Origin of the sequence: Ruegeria sp. HKCCD7303 (assembly GCF_013111185.1) — a bacterium.
Lineage (GTDB): Bacteria > Pseudomonadota > Alphaproteobacteria > Rhodobacterales > Rhodobacteraceae > Ruegeria.
Genome location: NZ_WVRE01000004.1, coordinates 246,202 through 260,296, shown reverse-complemented (window position 1 = coordinate 260,296; position 14,095 = coordinate 246,202). Strand labels below are relative to the sequence as shown.

General features: G+C 58.1%; 12 protein-coding genes. 3 read left to right on the top strand and 9 right to left on the bottom strand.

All coding sequences use genetic code 11. The annotated features are described in order from the left end of the window. Window positions 1–88: 88 nt before the first annotated feature. The 5 genes from GS630_RS13090 to GS630_RS13070 form a co-directional block, all read right to left on the bottom strand. Window positions 89–1,366, bottom strand: coding sequence for a DUF3422 family protein (locus tag GS630_RS13090; RefSeq protein ID WP_171620647.1), 1,278 nt, complete (start codon window positions 1,364–1,366; stop codon window positions 89–91). 107 nt (window positions 1,367–1,473) lie between these two features. Next, window positions 1,474–1,830 (bottom strand): VOC family protein, encoded by a 357-nt coding sequence (locus tag GS630_RS13085; protein ID WP_171235551.1) that lies wholly within the window; start codon window positions 1,828–1,830, stop codon window positions 1,474–1,476. 148 nt (window positions 1,831–1,978) lie between these two features. Further along, a complete protein-coding gene (locus GS630_RS13080; protein ID WP_171237267.1) occupies window positions 1,979–3,430 on the bottom strand; it encodes an NAD(P)(+) transhydrogenase (Re/Si-specific) subunit beta in 1,452 nt (483 codons plus the stop codon). 13 nt (window positions 3,431–3,443) lie between these two features. Continuing rightward, window positions 3,444–5,015: a Re/Si-specific NAD(P)(+) transhydrogenase subunit alpha gene (locus GS630_RS13075; protein ID WP_171175231.1), complete on the bottom strand. Its 1,572-nt coding sequence runs from the start codon at window positions 5,013–5,015 to the stop codon at window positions 3,444–3,446. A 127-nt stretch (window positions 5,016–5,142) separates the two neighbouring features. Further along, on the bottom strand, window positions 5,143–5,592 hold the full coding sequence (locus GS630_RS13070; RefSeq protein WP_171175233.1) for an isoprenylcysteine carboxylmethyltransferase family protein: 450 nt from the start codon (window positions 5,590–5,592) through the stop codon (window positions 5,143–5,145). Between the two features lie 174 nt (window positions 5,593–5,766). Here GS630_RS13070 and kynU point away from each other — a divergent pair, with 174 nt between their 5' ends. Beyond that, on the top strand, window positions 5,767–6,960 hold the full coding sequence (kynU, locus tag GS630_RS13065; protein WP_171175235.1) for a kynureninase: 1,194 nt from the start codon (window positions 5,767–5,769) through the stop codon (window positions 6,958–6,960). Here kynU and GS630_RS13060 read toward each other — a convergent pair. After that, a complete protein-coding gene (locus GS630_RS13060) occupies window positions 6,953–7,531 on the bottom strand; it encodes a TetR/AcrR family transcriptional regulator (protein ID WP_171620645.1) in 579 nt (192 codons plus the stop codon). The two genes, kynU and GS630_RS13060, sit on opposite strands and share 8 nt — an antisense overlap. Before the next feature lie 99 nt (window positions 7,532–7,630). On the opposite strand from GS630_RS13060, the gene GS630_RS13055 reads away from it, so the two are divergent. Both GS630_RS13055 and GS630_RS13050 read left to right on the top strand, forming a co-directional pair. Then, a complete protein-coding gene (locus GS630_RS13055) occupies window positions 7,631–8,095 on the top strand; it encodes a (2Fe-2S)-binding protein (protein WP_171620643.1) in 465 nt (154 codons plus the stop codon). Between the two features lie 3 nt (window positions 8,096–8,098). Continuing rightward, complete coding sequence (locus GS630_RS13050; RefSeq protein WP_171620641.1) at window positions 8,099–10,339, top strand: xanthine dehydrogenase family protein molybdopterin-binding subunit; 2,241 nt, start codon at window positions 8,099–8,101, stop codon at window positions 10,337–10,339. A 45-nt stretch (window positions 10,340–10,384) separates the two neighbouring features. Here the strand turns inward: GS630_RS13050 and GS630_RS13045 are convergent, their stop codons facing one another. From GS630_RS13045 to GS630_RS13035, 3 genes are all read right to left on the bottom strand, one after another. Next, entirely contained in the window at window positions 10,385–11,158 is a 774-nt protein-coding gene (locus GS630_RS13045) for a gamma-glutamyl-gamma-aminobutyrate hydrolase family protein (protein WP_171175243.1), read from the bottom strand. 219 nt (window positions 11,159–11,377) lie between these two features. Further along, the gene (locus tag GS630_RS13040) at window positions 11,378–11,803 is read right to left on the bottom strand and encodes a heme-binding protein (RefSeq protein ID WP_171235546.1); all 426 of its coding nucleotides are present in this window, start codon (window positions 11,801–11,803) and stop codon (window positions 11,378–11,380) included. 79 nt (window positions 11,804–11,882) lie between these two features. Next, window positions 11,883–14,018 carry a malate synthase G gene (locus tag GS630_RS13035; RefSeq protein WP_171175247.1) on the bottom strand — a complete coding sequence of 712 codons (2,136 nt, stop codon included), beginning with the start codon at window positions 14,016–14,018 and terminating at the stop codon, window positions 11,883–11,885. Window positions 14,019–14,095: the final 77 nt, after the last annotated feature.

Genomic DNA, 14,095 nt, shown 5'->3' with positions numbered 1-14,095 from the left:
CTGCAATTATGGTAATCACCGAAAACCCTCGCGTCGCTCGCCAAACGTCCCCTGTTCTACAGGTCCGGCCGAATTTGGCAATTGACGCTCAACCAAGCCGCTTGCGGATCCGTCGAATTGCGAACCAGACTCCGGCCACCACCGGGACCGTTACCGCCGCCGTCAGCATACCCTTGCTGATCCCCGACGCCGTTAGCGGATACAAAAGATAGCTTACCAAAGAAACCGCGTAGTAGCTGATTGCAACAACGGACAGGCCTTCGACAGTGTGTTGCAGCCGTAACGCCAGATCCGCCCGACGGTCCATGCTTTCCAACAACGCTTGGTTCTGCGCACTGCGTTCCACATCCACCCTGGTCCGCAACAACTCGCCAGCTCGGATGGCCCTGTCGGACAATGCCTGAAGGCGGCGTTCGGTGGACTTAACTGTCCGGATCGCAGGATCATAGCGCCGCATCATAAAATCGGCAAAGTTCTGACCGCCCTGGAACCGCTCTTCTCGCAACACTTCGATCCGCTGATTGACAATAGCTTCGTAAGCACCCGTGGCTCCGAACCTGAACGAACACCAGGCGGACAGTGTTTCGAGTTCAATCGACGTCGACAAAAGATCCTGCAGCAGCGCGTCAGGCTGAGCCGAGTTATCGGTCATCTGTCCCAGCAATTGTGTCAACTGTCCATCCAACTCTCCGATACGCGGCATCAACTGCTTGACACGCGCGAAGCCCAACATGGACATCGCCTTGTAGGTCTCAATTTCGCAGAGGCGTTGGACAATTCGTCCCGTACGGCGCCGACCGGTACCTTCAGCCACAAACAAAGCAAAACGCATGTGACCTGCCGGATCGATGCGAAAATCGCTGGCGCAAACAGCGGCATCGTCCAACACCCTGGCCACGGCCAGGCTTTCAGGCTCGAACCAATCCAGCAATTTGGACTTAATCACATCGTCACTTTCGCGCTCTACGACACGAACCATCGCAGATGTGACCCTTTGGCCCGGACTGGCCATCAGCCAATCGGGTGGAAAGACTTCGAAATCGGCCGGATTGAACGCACGGTCGCTCACGTTCTGAGCGATTGCCGTGTAGGTGACAAACTCTGTGTGTTGCTCCCATTTCAGCCAATGTCGACCGATCTGTCCGGCGTAATGCGTGGCATCAGGCTGAGGGTGCTGCGCGCCATGGCGATCCAGAAGATTGATCAAATGGGCCAAATCCTCGCGCCGATCACGGGCGACGGCAGCCTCCGGTTTTTTGATCGCCAGAAAGGCCACCGTACACGGCATCGAAGCGACAGGAAACGGTCGCGCATGCAATTCATTGGCCAACGCATATCGAAGGGGATGGTCGTCTATCGGTGTCATTCAGGGCTCCGCCTCGTCACGCGCACTATACGATACATATGACTTTCTTCAATTCTCTTTTTGTTTCATATACTTACAGGGATACAAAGGTATACAAGCCGGCTATCTCATTGATTTGGTTGCCACAGCTCGATCGGGTTGCCCTCGGGATCGTGGATGCGTGCGAATTTCCCAACCTCGCTGTCCCAATCCGGATGCGTTTCAACGGCGATTCCAGCCGCCTCCAGTTGCCGAGTCATGGCCGCCAGATCATCGACACGGAAGTTGATCATCCATTGCTGATCTTCCCGCCCGAAATACTCGGTGTCCTGCGCAAACGGAGCAAAGACAGTATAGCCTTCGCGTTGTTTCCAAGGCACGGGATTGTAATGATCGACGCCCAGGTGTTCCGCGTACCACGCACTCAAAGCTTCTGGATCGCGTGCCCGAAAGAACACGCCCCCTATGCCATTCACCTTCTGCATCACAAACCTCCTGACCAAGCCATTTTATCACAATCCGCTGCTTCATCTGGCTAAAAATACCTTGGAGGTCAGGAGGCAAAGCCTCCTGCAATACAAAAAAGAAAAGGGCGCCCAAAGGCGCCCTTTGCAATTGGATTAAGCCTTTTGATCAGTCGATCATGGGCAGCAGCTTGTCGAGCGACTGTTTTGCGTCACCGTAGAACATGCGGGTGTTCTCTTTGAAGAACAGCGGGTTTTCGATACCGGAATACCCGGTGCCCTGACCACGTTTCGACACAAACACCTGCTTGGCCTTCCAGCACTCCAGAACCGGCATGCCAGCAATGGGGCTGTTTGGATCTTCTTGTGCGGCCGGGTTCACGATGTCGTTCGAACCGATGACGATGGCCACATCCGTTTCAGGGAAGTCCTCGTTGATCTCGTCCATCTCAAGTACGATGTCATATGGCACTTTCGCCTCGGCCAGCAGAACGTTCATGTGACCCGGAAGACGACCCGCAACAGGGTGGATCGCAAAGCGCACGTTCTTGCCCTTGGCGCGCAGCTTGCGAACAAGCTCGCTGACTGACTGCTGCGCCTGCGCCACGGCCATACCGTAACCCGGGATGATGATAACGCTGTCCGCATCGTTCAAAGCCGCAGCCACACCATCAGCCTCGATAGCCACCTGCTCGCCTTCGACCTCCATCTGCGGGCCCGAGCTGCCGCCAAAGCCGCCCAAGATCACGCTGACGAAATGCCGGTTCATCGCCTTACACATGATGTAAGACAGGATCGCACCGGACGAGCCCACCAGCGCACCGACGACGATCAGAAGGTCGTTGCCCAGGCTGAAGCCGATCGCGGCAGCCGCCCAGCCCGAATAGCTGTTCAGCATTGACACAACCACCGGCATGTCGGCCCCGCCGATGCCCATGATCAGGTGATAGCCGATGAACAGTGCCGCCAGGGTCATCAAAAACAGCGGGAGGAAGCCACCGGTGCTGGTATACCAGAACAGGCAGATCAGCGAGAGACCCGCAGCCGCCGCGTTCAATGCATGACCGCCGGGCAGTTTGGTCGCCGCCGACGTTACCTTACCCGCCAGTTTGCCATAGGCCACAACCGAACCGGTAAAGGTGATCGCACCGATGAAGATACCCAGGAACAGTTCCACGTGCAGGATTGCAAGTTCCGCCGGGGTTTTCTTGGCAATCAGCTTGGCGAATGCCCCCAGATCGGACAGGTCCGCATCTTTGGCGCTGTCAACGATGGCCATTACCTGCGCCACGTTGCCGATTTCAAAATGCGCATTAAAGCCCACAAAGACCGCCGCAAGACCGACCAGCGAGTGCATTGCTGCCACCAGTTGCGGCATTTCGGTCATCTGGACGCGTTGCGCCACGTATTGACCGATCAGACCGCCGCCAATGATCAGCAGGATCGACAGCAGCCACAGGCCGGAACCAGGGCCAACCAGAGTGGCAAAGACCGCCAGCGCCATACCGACGATGCCGTACCAGACCGCGCGCTTAGCGCTTTCTTGGTTCGACAGACCACCCAGCGACAGGATGAACAGAACAGCCGCAACAACGTAAGCGGCAGTAGTGAAGCCAATCATCTACCCGGCCTCCTTAAGATTTCTGGAACATGGCGAGCATGCGCCGGGTTACGAGGAAGCCGCCGAAGATGTTGATCCCGGCCATGAAGACAGACAGCGCCGCCAGCAGGATGACCAGGAACGACCCCGACCCGATCTGCATCAAGGCTCCGACGATGATAATCGACGAGATTGCGTTTGTGATCGCCATCAGCGGAGTGTGCAAGCTGTGTGCTACGCCCCAGATTACCTGGAAACCTACAAATACGGCCAACACGAACACGATAAAGTGCTGCATGAAGCTGGCCGGGGCCACCAGCCCCACCAGCAGCATCAGTGCGCCGCCAACACCCAGCAGGGTGAACTGCTGTTTGGTCTGTGCCTTGAAGGCCGCGATCTCTTGCGCTTTTTTCTCTTCCGGGGTCAGTTCTTTGACTTCCGGCTTCTTCTGCGCCGCAATCGCCTGCACCTTGGGCGGCGGCGGCGGGAACGTGATCTCACCCTCATGGGTCACGGTCGCGCCGCGGATCACGTCATCTTCCATGTCGTGATTGATCTGACCGTCCTTCTCAGGCGTCAGGTCGGTCATCATGTGGCGGATGTTGGTGGCGTACAGAGACGAAGACTGCGCCGCCATCCGGCTGGGGAAGTCGGTATAGCCGATGATGGTCACGCCATTGTCGGTCACGACCTTCTCGTCCGGCACGGTGCCTTCGACGTTGCCGCCACGCTCGGCTGCTAGGTCAACGATGACCGAACCCGGCTTCATCGCTTTGACCATATCCTCCAGCCACAGCTTCGGCGCCGGGCGGTTCGGGATCAAGGCGGTGGTGATGACGATGTCCATTTCCGGCGCAAGCTCACGGAACTTGGCAAGCTGCGCGTTGCGGAATTCCTCTGATTGAACTGAGGCATAACCACCGGTCGCCGCACCGTCCTGCTGTTCTTCCTCGAAGTCCAGATAGACGAATTCAGCCCCCATGGATTCGACCTGTTCGGCCACTTCCGGGCGCACGTCGAACGCATAGGTGATCGCGCCAAGTGAGGTCGAGGTCCCGATGGCCGCCAGACCCGCCACGCCCGCGCCCACGATCAAAACCTTGGCAGGCGGCACTTTACCGGCAGCCGTTACCTGACCGGTGAAGAAACGTCCAAAGTTGTTGCCTGCCTCGATCACCGCGCGGTAGCCCGCGATATTGGCCATCGAAGACAGCGCATCCATCTTCTGCGCGCGCGAGATACGCGGAACCATCTCCATCGCGATGACGTTGGCACCTTTGGATTTGGCCAGCTCCATCCCCTCTTCGTTCCCGGCTGGGTTGAAGAATGAAATCAGCGTCTTGCCTTTGGTCAGACGCTTCATCTCGGTCTCGGTTGGGATGCGAACCTTTGCGACGATGTCCGAGTTCTTCCACAAAGACGCGGCGGTTTTGACGACCTCGACACCGACCGCCTCATAAGCCGCATCCGAGAACCCGGCAGCGGCACCCGCGCCTTTCTCGATGGCGCAGTCATAGCCCAGTTTCTGCAACTGCACAGCGGAGTCCGGCGTCATCGCGACCCGGTTCTCGCCATCCAATATTTCCTTCGGTGTGCCTATTTTCACTGGCAATCCCCCTATTTCTAAGGCCGAGCAGGTCCTCGGGTATGATTCGTTAAGAAAAGATGTATCTTGCGCAACTTTATTTCGCAAGCGCAGCATCCGTTACGTAGTGTCATGGAGGTGCCCACTCCTAAACCCAGCGACGCGTTTTGCGTTCATATCGGGCGAAATCCGCGCGGAAGGTGCGGCGCAACCGGTCCTCTTCTGGCACAATGAACCGACGCTCCAGTACCCAGACAAAGATGGGCACCAGCACCAGCGAGAAGATTGCATCAAACCGAAGGATCAGACCGGTTAGGATCAGAACGTCACCCAGATAGATCGGATTGCGGCTGCGCCTGTAAATGCCCGACTGTACCATGGCACTGGGCGTTTCATGTGGAATCACAGTGGTCTGATGCCGGCGAAACTCAAAAACCGCAAGAACCGCAAGAAGAACGCCGCCGCCGATCAAGACACCGCTGATTAGGTCGGTCAGCCCACCGTCCAACGACAGGCCAAGCCCCATGTATCGGCCCTGTAGCCAAGCCAGCAGGACAAAGCCCGCAAGCCACACAGGGGGAACATCGATCCAGCGCATAGTCTGTCCTTCGTGGGTGACGCCACGTAAGGATACGTGTCGTTTCTGGGCGCTGTCCTACCGTTTTCAGGTCAGAATAGCAAAACCCACGATGTCGCATCAGTGGACAGGCTGCTGCGGATCAGATACGCCGGTGGGTAAACAGCGACAGATAAACACAAAAAACGAGCTTTCATGACCGATTTCGCAGCAACCAAAGCCATGTTCGACCTGCCCGAGGGTGTGATCTATCTGGATGGCAACTCTCTGGGCCCCCTGCCTAAATCAGCGACCTCGCGTGTGCAGGATATGCTGACAGATGAATGGGGTCAGATGTTGATCACCGGGTGGAACAAGGCGGGCTGGATGGGGCTGCCCACTGGGCTGGGCGATCGCATCGGCCGCTTGATCGGTGCCGAACAAGGCAGCGTCGTCACAGGCGACACCCTGTCGATCAAGGTGTATCAGGCTGTGGCTGCCGCGCTTGAACTCAATCCGTCCCGAAAGGTTGTGCTGTCAGATAACGGCAACTTCCCGTCAGACCTGTACATGGCGGATGGCCTGCTACGCTCGCTGGGCGAAGACTATGAGCTGCGCATTGTAGACCCAGAGGATGTGGCAGAAGCAATCACAGAAGAGGTCGCGGTTTTGATGCTGACCGAAGTCGATTACCGCTCGGGCCGGATGCATGACATGAAAGCGCTGACCGAACTTGCACATGCAAACGGCGTGATAACGGTCTGGGATCTTGCGCATTCCGCCGGTGCAATTCCCGTTGATCTGGAAGGTTGCAATGCCGACTTTGCTGTAGGCTGCACATATAAATACCTCAACGGCGGCCCTGGCGCACCGGCCTTTATCTATGTCGCACCTCGACTGGCTGAAACGGTGCGTCCGGCCCTGTCTGGTTGGCTGGGGCACGAAGCCCCCTTTGCGTTTGATCTGGATTATCGCCCCGGCAGCGGGATCGAACGGATGCGCGTGGGCACGCCACCCGTGATCCAAATGACGGCTTTAGCCGCGGCCATGGACATCTGGGACATGGCCGAAATGGCAGATGTCCGAGCAAAGTCCATTGAATTGACTGAGCTCTTCATAACCCGCGTCGAAGCCGCCTGCCCCGAACTGCAACTGGCCAGCCCAAGAACGCCAGAGGTGCGTGGCAGCCAGGTCTCATTCCGCTTCACAGAAGGCTACGCTGCGATGCAGGCCCTGATCGCACGGGGTGTAATTGGCGATTTCCGTGCGCCAGATATCATGCGCTTTGGTTTTACGCCGCTTTACATCGACGAGGCCGACGTAATCCGAGCAACCGAGATTATGGCCGATGTGATGCAGAACAAGTTGTGGGACGCGCCGGAATACAAGATCCGCCAGCGCGTTACCTGACCTCAAGCCCAGCACCGAAAAGGGCGGCAACCTGCGCCACCTGCTGTTCATAGACTTCGGCCCCGGCGCCGATCAGCTTTAGCCCCTTGAGCGTGGTGGTGATCGTCCGACCGGTCTCTGCCGCGTCCGTCTGAAGGCGAACCCGTCCCTCCTGCTCCTGTTGCGTCAGCCAAACCGCATAAAGCCCTGCCAGTTTAGCCTCACCCGCAGCGATAATTTCAGAAGACAGGGATTTGGTGTTGTCCAGCATCTCGAGCCCGTGTGGAGAGGCCAGGATTTTAGCCATCCCGTCCGTCTGCGCCTGCACCGCACGCGTCAAAACCTCGGGCACCGACCCTTGCGTCGCCAGTGCTTCGGCGACCGCAACGCTTTTTTCGGCGTAGTACAATTCGGTCAGCTTGCTGACGATCGCCTCTTTGTTCTTGTAGTGCAGATAGACCGCTGGCCGCGACATCCCCGCCCCACGCGCAATATCGTCCATCGAAGTCTTTCGATACCCGTAGGTGGAAAAGGCTTGAAACGCCGAGTTCAGGATCGCCTTTTGCCGTGAATCGTCATTCGTGTCTTTCATAACCGAAGCACTGACATTTTTTGTTTAAATTGTCAATTGACAGCATGACACTTTTCGCTAAATATGTCAGAAACCAGCCACAGCAAGAAGAGGTGCGCCATGACGACGGCCCTTAAGATCAATGGAAAGCAACATCAGGTAGACCTGCCTGATGACGTCCCCCTGCTCTGGGTTCTGCGGGATGAGGTCGGATTGACCGGCACTAAATTCGGCTGCGGCGTTGCCGCCTGCGGAGCATGCACCGTTCATATCGACGGCGAGGCCGTGCGGTCCTGTCAGGTCGCGTTGTCGGATGTTTGGGGTGACGTGACCACAATTGAAGGCATCGGAGCACCAGACACCCTAGCCGCCATCCAGCAAGCTTGGGTCGATCATCAGGTTGCGCAATGCGGATATTGCCAGTCTGGACAGATCATGCAGGCCACTGCCTTGCTGGCAGAAAACCCGGCACCTACCGATGCAGACATCGATGAAGCAATGCAGGGCAACCTTTGCCGCTGTGGCACTTACCCCCGCATCCGGGCCGCAATCCACGACGCAGCGTCCAAGCTGAAGGAGGCATAAGCTATGGGTAAAGTTGGCAAAATCCTCCGTCGCACGTTCCTGATCGGCTCTGCTGCAATTGTTGGCGGTGTGGCCTTTGGCGCATATTACGTCACCCGCCCAGCCGCCAATCCGCTAAAACCCGGTGAAGGTCAGGCCGCGCTGAACCCGTTCGTATTGATCGATCAAAATGGCGTCACCCTGTTCGCCCCCCGCGCTGAAATGGGTCAGGGCGTGAAAACCACTTGGGCCGCGCTGATTGCCGAGGAACTGGACGTCGACCTGGATCAGATCACCGTTCTGCATGGCCCGGCGGCAGCGGCCTATTACAACTCCGCCCTGGTGGGCGAAGGACTGCCCAACAAGGGTTATGACATCTCGAATTTCCAGCACAATTTGGGTGAAGCACTGGGCGTTTTGGGCAAGACGCTGAGCCTGCAGGTCACTGGTGGTTCGACCTCGATGAAAGACGGGTTCGAGCGGATGCGGCAAGCTGGTGCTTCGGCGCGCGAAACGCTGAAACGCGCAGCCGCAGATCGGTTAGGCGTTGATCCTTTAGAGCTGCAAACAGCCTCGGGCCACGTTATTGCGCCCAACGGCGACAAGATTGCCTATTCCGAGCTTGCCGAGGATGCAGCTGGATTGGAACCGGTCGAAGTGCCTTTGCGCGATCCGTCCGAGTGGCGCTATCTGGGCCGGACCCAACCGCGTCTGGACATGGTTGGCAAGGTGACCGGCACGGCCGAGTTCGGCGTTGATGTCCGCCTGCCGGGCATGAAATTCGCGGCCGTACGCATGAACCCCAAATTGGGCGGCGCGATGAATGGCTTTGATGACGGTGCCGCCCAATCCATGCCAGGGGTCGAGAAGATTGTCGATCTGGGTACAGGTGTGGCCGTGATCGCCAACAACACCTGGTTGGCAAACCAAGCGGTTGAGGCCATCGACGTTGACTGGGGCGACGCGCCCTATCCACCGGAAACCGACGGTATCTTTGCCAAGATAGCCGAGGCGTTTGACGACGCGCCGAATTCGACCATGCGCGACGACGGCGATGTCAGCGTGACGCCCGAGGGCGCGACGGAAATCACCGCCGAATACCAAGTGCCCTATCTGGCCCACGCCACGATGGAGCCGATGAATGCCACCGCACTGTATACCGGAAATGCAGTGGAGCTGTGGTGCGGCAATCAGGCCCCGACCCTGATTCAGTTCCGCGTTGCGAACACCGCCAATCTGGACACCGAGGCAGTGCAGATTCACACCACCTATCTGGGTGGCGGTTTTGGCCGCCGGGGTGAGTTGGATTTTGGTGAGATCGCCACAAAGGTTGCCATGACCATGCCCGGCACGCCGGTTCAGACGACCTGGAGCCGCGAAGAAGACATGCGCCATGATTATTACCGCCCCGGCGCAATCGCTCGGATGCGTGGTGCAGTGCACGACGGCAAAGCTGTGCTGATCGACGGAAAGGTGGCGGCGCAATCTCCGACCCAGCAGGCAGTCGAGCGCTACACCGGCTTCCCCGGTGGCGGCCCTGATAAGGTGCTGGTCGAAGGATTCTTCAACCAGCCCTATGCAGTGCCAAACTATCGCATGAGTGGTCATATCGCGGATCTGGCCGTCCCGGTGGGCTTCTGGCGCTCGGTCGGTAACAGCCACAATGGCTTTTTCCATGAGACATTCATGGATGAAATGGCCCATGCCGCAGGGCGCGACCCGCTGGAGTTTCGACTTGAGTTGATGAAGTCCGAACACGCCCCCTCTTCCGGGTGTCTTGAAGCGGTGAAAGAGATGTCGGGCTGGACCGGCCAGACGCCTGAAGGCGTAGGCCGCGGCGTCGCCTTTACCTACAGCTTTGGCACACCCGTAGCACAAGTGATCGAGGTCGTCGACGAAGACGGCACCATCCGCATCAACAAGGCGTGGATCGCCTGCGACATGGGGCTTGCGCTGGACCCTGACAACGTCAAAGCGCAGATGTTCGGCGGCATGATCTATGGCCTGTCCGCCGCGTGCTATGGCGAAATCACCTTTGCAGATGGTGAAGCTGAACAGTTCAACTTCCCCGACTATGACGCCATTCGCATGCACACGGCCCCGCAGGTCGAGGTGCGCGTTCTCGAGACCAACCGCCACATGGGTGGCGCAGGAGAGCCCGGCACGCCCCCCTCAATGCCCGCGCTCGGAAATGCCCTGTTTGATCTGACCGGAGAACGCGCCCGCAGCCTGCCGCTGATCAACCAGTTCAACCTGCTGGTTTGATCACAAAACGTCGGCTCGCCGCCCCCTAGGCGCGCCGGCGTAAAACTACGCAGTTTTCTGGAACACCTGCGCACCCTTGGACCAGGCTTGCACTGCTGCACCAAAAGCCTCGAACAGAGGGCGCGACACCGGGTCGTTGATGGCATCCCATTCGGGGTGCCACTGAACGGACAGCGTAAAGCCAGGCGCGTCCTTGATATAGATCGCCTCGGGCGTGCCGTCGGGCGCGTGACCGTCAATGACGACGCGCTCGCCAATGGTCTTGATGCCCTGCCCGTGCAGCGTGTTGGTCATGACCTCGACCGCACCAAACAGGTCATGGAACACGCCGCCCTCATCCAGTGTCACAACATGCCGCAGCGCAAATTTCTCTTCCAGCGTACCGTCGGGCGGCATTCGATGGTTCATGCGCCCCGGCAAATCCCGGATCTCGGGATAAAGCGTTCCACCCATCGCCACATTGACCTCTTGAAACCCGCGGCAGATGCCCAGAAACGGTTGTCCACGTTCCACACAGGCGCGAACCAGCGGCAGAGTGATGGCGTCGCGTGCCCGGTCGAACTCTCCATGCGCTTCGGTTTCAGGTTCGCCGTATTCTTCCGGATGCACATTAGGGCGACCGCCGGTCAGCAGAAAGCCGTCGCAGACCTCCAGCAACTCATCGACCGTCACATAGCGCGGATCCGCCGGGATCAGCAGCGGCAGACATCCTGACACATTGGCAACCGCGTCCGAGTTCATCGTCCCGCCGGCATGGGTCGGGTATTGGTCATTCATGAGGTACGAGTTGCCGATGATACCGACGACAGGACGAGACATTCCGCTTTCCTTGTTTTTTCAGCGCTTAACAGGGAAGCTAGCGGCAGCCTCTCAGACGTGCAAGAATACACGCCCTGCATGACAGCGCAGGGACGTGTTCAGGGGTGCACAATACAATCCCTCAAAAGATACTTTAGACAGAATTATTTCCCAATAATTTCCCTCAATCGGGAAATTATTCAAAAGTTTTGGCATTGGCAGGACAAACCAAGCGGAGACTTAAATCTCACCGACTAAACCGGCTGCCTCAATTCCAGCCATTGCAGCCACTGCATCATTGTCCGAGGTGTCTCCTGTCACGCCGACAGCGCCGATCACGGCGCCTTTTCGGTCGCGCAGCAGAACACCGCCCGGCACCGGCACAACCTGCCCACCATAAACGCCATTCACCGCAGCCATGAAATAGGCCTGCGCCTCGGCGCGCTGCATCTGCGCAGTCCCGGCCATGCCCAACATGACCGAGCCATAGGCCTTGCCATGCGCAATCGCGAAACGACCCGGGGCGGCACCGTCTTCGCGTTCGAAGGCGATGACATGACCGCCCGCATCGAGAACCACGGCAGACAGAGGTTTCAACTCCATCTCGCGCCCCTTCTCAAGAGCCTTACGAATGATGGTGCGCGCTTTGCGCAAAGAAATAGCCATCTCTGATCCCTTTCATTTGGATAAAATCTTCTTTGGAAAACAAGGCGTAGATACTACCCCTTGCCCCGACCCAAACCGTTTACGCCTGGCTTGCCTTCAACTCCAGACGACGGGCGTGCAGAACCGGCTCAGTATAGCCCGAAGGCTGCACCCGCCCCTTGAACACCAGATCGCAGGCTGCCTGAAAGGCGATGCCGTCAAAGCTTGGTGCCATAGGCGTATAGCTGGGGTCGCTGTCGTTCTGACGATCCACAACAGCGGCCATTTTCTGCATCGCGGCCATTACCTGTGCTTCGTCCACGATGCCATGGTGCAGCCAATTGGCCAGCGCCTGAGACGAAATCCGGCAGGTTGCGCGGTCTTCCATGAGGCCGATGTCGTTGATGTCCGGCACCTTGGAGCAGCCCACGCCCTGATCGACCCAGCGCACCACATAGCCGAGAATGCCCTGAGCGTTGTTTTCGACCTCACGAGTGATTTCATCGTCGCCTAAATTCCGACCATCCAGCAGTGGAATGGTCAGCAGGTCATCCAGCGTACCGCGCGCACCTCCGGCAGCCAGTTCATCCTGGCGCGCAAGCACATCAACCTTGTGATAATGCGTCGCGTGCAGCGTCGCGGCGGTTGGCGACGGCACCCAGGCGCAGGTTGCGCCAGACATCGGGTGCCCGATCTTGGCGTCCAGCATGTCGCCCATGCGATCCGGCATTGCCCACATGCCCTTGCCAATCTGTGCCTTGCCTTTCAAGCCGCAGGCCAGACCGATGTCGACATTGCGGTCCTCGTAAGACGCAATCCAAGGCGTGTTCTTGATATCGCCTTTGGGCAGCATCGGACCGGCTTCCATCGAGGTATGAATCTCATCCCCGGTCCGGTCCAAAAACCCGGTGTTGATAAAAGCCACACGTGATTTAGCCGCCCGAATGCACTCCATCAGGTTGACTGATGTGCGCCGTTCCTCATCCATAATACCCAGTTTTACGGTATTGCGGGGCAAGCCAAGAATGTCTTCGACCATGTCGAAAATCTCGACCGAGAACGCAACTTCCTTGGGCCCGTGCATCTTGGGCTTTACGACGTAGACCGAACCTTCGACCGAGTTACCGCCTTCGCGCTTCAGATCGTGCATGGCGATCAAAGTGGTGCACAGTGCATCCATCAGCCCTTCACCGATCTCGCGCCCCTCTGCGTCCAGCACAGCCGGGTTGGTCATCAGGTGGCCTACATTGCGCACCAGCATCAGCGACCGTCCTTTCAGCGTAGCCTGACCGCCTGACGGTGTAGTGAAGCTCAGGTCGTCAGCCAGCTTGCGGGTGAACGTGGTGCCGCCTTTTGTCACCTCTTCGGTCAGGTCGCCTTTCATCAGACCCAGCCAATTGCCATAGGCCACCACCTTGTCGGCGGCATCGACACAGGCGACCGAGTCCTCGCAATCCATGATCGTCGACAACGCTGATTCAAGCCGGACGTCTGCGATTCCGGCGGGGTCGGTTGCACCAATGGTGCTTGAAGGGTCAACCATGATCTGAATGTGCAGACCATTGTTTATCAGCAGTACGAATTCCGGCGTGTCCGCCGCACCACCGAATCCGGCAAATTGCGTGGGGTTGGCCAGGGCCGGCACAATCCCTTTGTCCTTTACAGTCAGGCTGGACACATCCGCCCAAGACCCAGATGCCAACGGCACAACATCGTCCAGAAAGGCTTTGGCCCACGCGATCACACGCGCGCCACGCGCGGCGTCATAGCTACCTCCTGTCGGCAAATCACCCATAGCGTCGGTTCCATAAAGCGCGTCGTACAGACTGCCCCAACGGGCATTGGCAGCATTCAAGGCAAAACGGGCATTTGTGATCGGCACCACAAGCTGCGGTCCTGGGGTCAGGGCGATCTCGGGGTCGACATTTTCCGTTTCGATCTGGAAGCGATCCTTTTCTGGAACCAGATAACCGATCTCTTTCAGGAAAGCCTGATATTCGGCCGGGTCGATTTCCTGCCCCCTGCGGGCCATATGCCAGCCATCGACACGGCTTTGAATCTCGGACCGTTTCGCCAGAAGGTCGCGGTTCTTCGGCCCAAGCTCATTCACCATCCGTGCCAGACCTGCCCAGAACTGCTGAGGAGACACATCCGTACCTGGAAGCGCCTGCGTCTCTATAAACTCTGCCAATATCGGATCGATCTGCAGCCCGCTCAGAGTCTGTCTGCCAGTCATGTTACCGCTCTCCCACAATTGTGTGCCACTGTATGCTTTGATGCATTTAGGCGGAAAGTTTCCGATAGGCAACTTTT

Coding starts and splice junctions, on each gene's coding strand:
- GS630_RS13035 (WP_171175247.1), bottom strand. CDS start 14,018: ATGACTGGCAGACAGACTCTGAGCGGGCTGCAGATCGATCCGATATTG.
- GS630_RS13070 (WP_171175233.1), bottom strand. CDS start 5,592: ATGCGCTGGATCGATGTTCCCCCTGTGTGGCTTGCGGGCTTTGTCCTG.
- GS630_RS13090 (WP_171620647.1), bottom strand. CDS start 1,366: ATGACACCGATAGACGACCATCCCCTTCGATATGCGTTGGCCAATGAA.
- GS630_RS13085 (WP_171235551.1), bottom strand. CDS start 1,830: ATGCAGAAGGTGAATGGCATAGGGGGCGTGTTCTTTCGGGCACGCGAT.
- GS630_RS13040 (WP_171235546.1), bottom strand. CDS start 11,803: ATGGCTATTTCTTTGCGCAAAGCGCGCACCATCATTCGTAAGGCTCTT.
- GS630_RS13045 (WP_171175243.1), bottom strand. CDS start 11,158: ATGTCTCGTCCTGTCGTCGGTATCATCGGCAACTCGTACCTCATGAAT.
- GS630_RS13080 (WP_171237267.1), bottom strand. CDS start 3,430: ATGATTGGCTTCACTACTGCCGCTTACGTTGTTGCGGCTGTTCTGTTC.
- GS630_RS13050 (WP_171620641.1), top strand. CDS start 8,099: ATGGGTAAAGTTGGCAAAATCCTCCGTCGCACGTTCCTGATCGGCTCT.
- GS630_RS13060 (WP_171620645.1), bottom strand. CDS start 7,531: ATGAAAGACACGAATGACGATTCACGGCAAAAGGCGATCCTGAACTCG.
- GS630_RS13055 (WP_171620643.1), top strand. CDS start 7,631: ATGACGACGGCCCTTAAGATCAATGGAAAGCAACATCAGGTAGACCTG.
- kynU (WP_171175235.1), top strand. CDS start 5,767: ATGACCGATTTCGCAGCAACCAAAGCCATGTTCGACCTGCCCGAGGGT.